Source organism: Streptomyces vastus, from assembly GCF_039532825.1.
Lineage (GTDB): Bacteria > Actinomycetota > Actinomycetes > Streptomycetales > Streptomycetaceae > Streptomyces > Streptomyces vastus.
Genome location: NZ_BAAASJ010000098.1, coordinates 1 through 1,522 on the forward strand (window position 1 = coordinate 1; position 1,522 = coordinate 1,522).

Below are 1,522 nucleotides of genomic sequence, written 5' to 3' on the forward strand. Positions count from 1 at the left end.
CTGCGCCGCGGCCACCCTGGTCTCCCTGCCCGTCCTCATCGCCGGCTTCGCCGCACAGGACAAACTCGTCCGCGGCCTCTCCCTCGGAGCAGTCAAGTGAAAGCCGCTGTCATCGAAGCCCCCGGCAAGGTCACCGTCACCACGGTGCCCGACCCCGCTCCCGGGCCGCGCGAGGTCGTGGTCGACGTGGCGGCCTGCGGGCTGTGCGGGACCGATCTGCACATCCTGCAGGGCGAGTTCGCACCGACCCTGCCGGTCGTGCCGGGCCACGAGTTCGCCGGGGAGGTCGTGGGCCTCGGCAGCGAGGTCACCGAACTCGCCATCGGTGACCGGGTCGCCGTGGACCCCTCGCTGTACTGCAACGAGTGCCGCTACTGCCGCGCCGGACGCAACAACCTCTGCGACCGGTGGCAGGCGATCGGTGTGACCGTGGCGGGTGGCGCCGCCGAGTACGCCGTGGCGCCCGTCGCCAACTGCGCACGGCTGCCGGATCACGTGGACGTCCAGGACGCGGCGCTGATCGAGCCGCTGTCCTGCGCCGTGCGCGGCTACGACGTGCTCAGCAGCAGGATCGGCTCCCATGTACTGATCTACGGCAGCGGGACGATGGGCCTGATGATGCTGGAGCTGGCCAAGCGCACCGGTGCCGCCTCGGTGGACGTCGTGGACGTCAACCCGGAACGGCTGGCGACGGCTGAGAAGCTCGGCTGTTCACAGGCGGCGCTCTCGGCCGATGAGTTCGGGCGGCCGACTGGCTGGGACGTAGTCGTCGACGCGACCGGCAACGCCGCGGCCATCCAGGACGGCCTGGAACGGGTCGCCAAGGCCGGGACGTTCCTGCAGTTCGGGGTATCCGACTACGCGACGACGGCCACCATCTCGCCGTACCGCATCTACAACCAAGAAATCACGATTACCGGCTCCATGGCGGTGCTGCACAGCTACGAGCGCGCGGCGGAACTGTTCGCAACCGGAGTGCTCGATCCGCAGGTGTTCATCAGCCACCGACTTCCGCTGACGGAGTACCCGCAGGCACTGGACCGGTTCGCCACCGGCCAGGGACGGAAGATCGTCGTGCTGCCCTGACCTTCACCTGAAGGTCACGCCCCAGTGGTAGAACCCGGGCGGGCGATCAGCAACACCGTGACGGTGGCCCAGGTCGTCGGGCAGGTTGCGCCAGGCGAGCCAGGCGCCGACGAGACAGAAGGGGACGTTGACGAAGAACATCCAGCGCCAGTCGGCCAGGTACAGGATGAGGCCGCCCAGGACCGGTCCGAGGACCGGGCCGAGCGCGGTGGGCAAGGTGATGATGGACATGACCTTGCCGATGTTGCGGCCGTTGGCGGCATGCAGGAGCAGCGTGGCCGTCAGAGGCATCATGACGCCACCCGCGAGGCCCTGGACGGCGCGGAAGGCGATGAGGCTGGTCGCGGCCCAGGCCGGCGCGCTCAGAACGGACCCGCTTCCGGCGGGCCCGAGGGGCCCGCCGGTCACCCGGTACGGACAGCGGCGTCCGGCCGAC

General features: G+C 69.8%; 1 protein-coding gene and 2 pseudogenes. 2 read left to right on the forward strand and 1 reads right to left on the reverse strand.

The genetic code is table 11. The annotated features are described in order from the left end of the window. Together ABD357_RS30615 and ABD357_RS30620 are read left to right on the forward strand one after the other, a co-directional pair. Positions 1–100: pseudogene (locus ABD357_RS30615) on the forward strand (carbohydrate ABC transporter permease); the annotation flags it as partial. Next, on the forward strand, positions 97–1,086 hold the full coding sequence (locus ABD357_RS30620; RefSeq protein WP_344394260.1) for a zinc-dependent alcohol dehydrogenase family protein: 990 nt from the start codon (positions 97–99) through the stop codon (positions 1,084–1,086). The pseudogene ABD357_RS30615 and the gene ABD357_RS30620, both read left to right, overlap by 4 nt. A 72-nt stretch (positions 1,087–1,158) precedes the next feature. Here ABD357_RS30620 and ABD357_RS30625 read toward each other — a convergent pair. Further along, positions 1,159–1,522, reverse strand: a pseudogene (locus ABD357_RS30625) (MFS transporter); the annotation flags it as partial.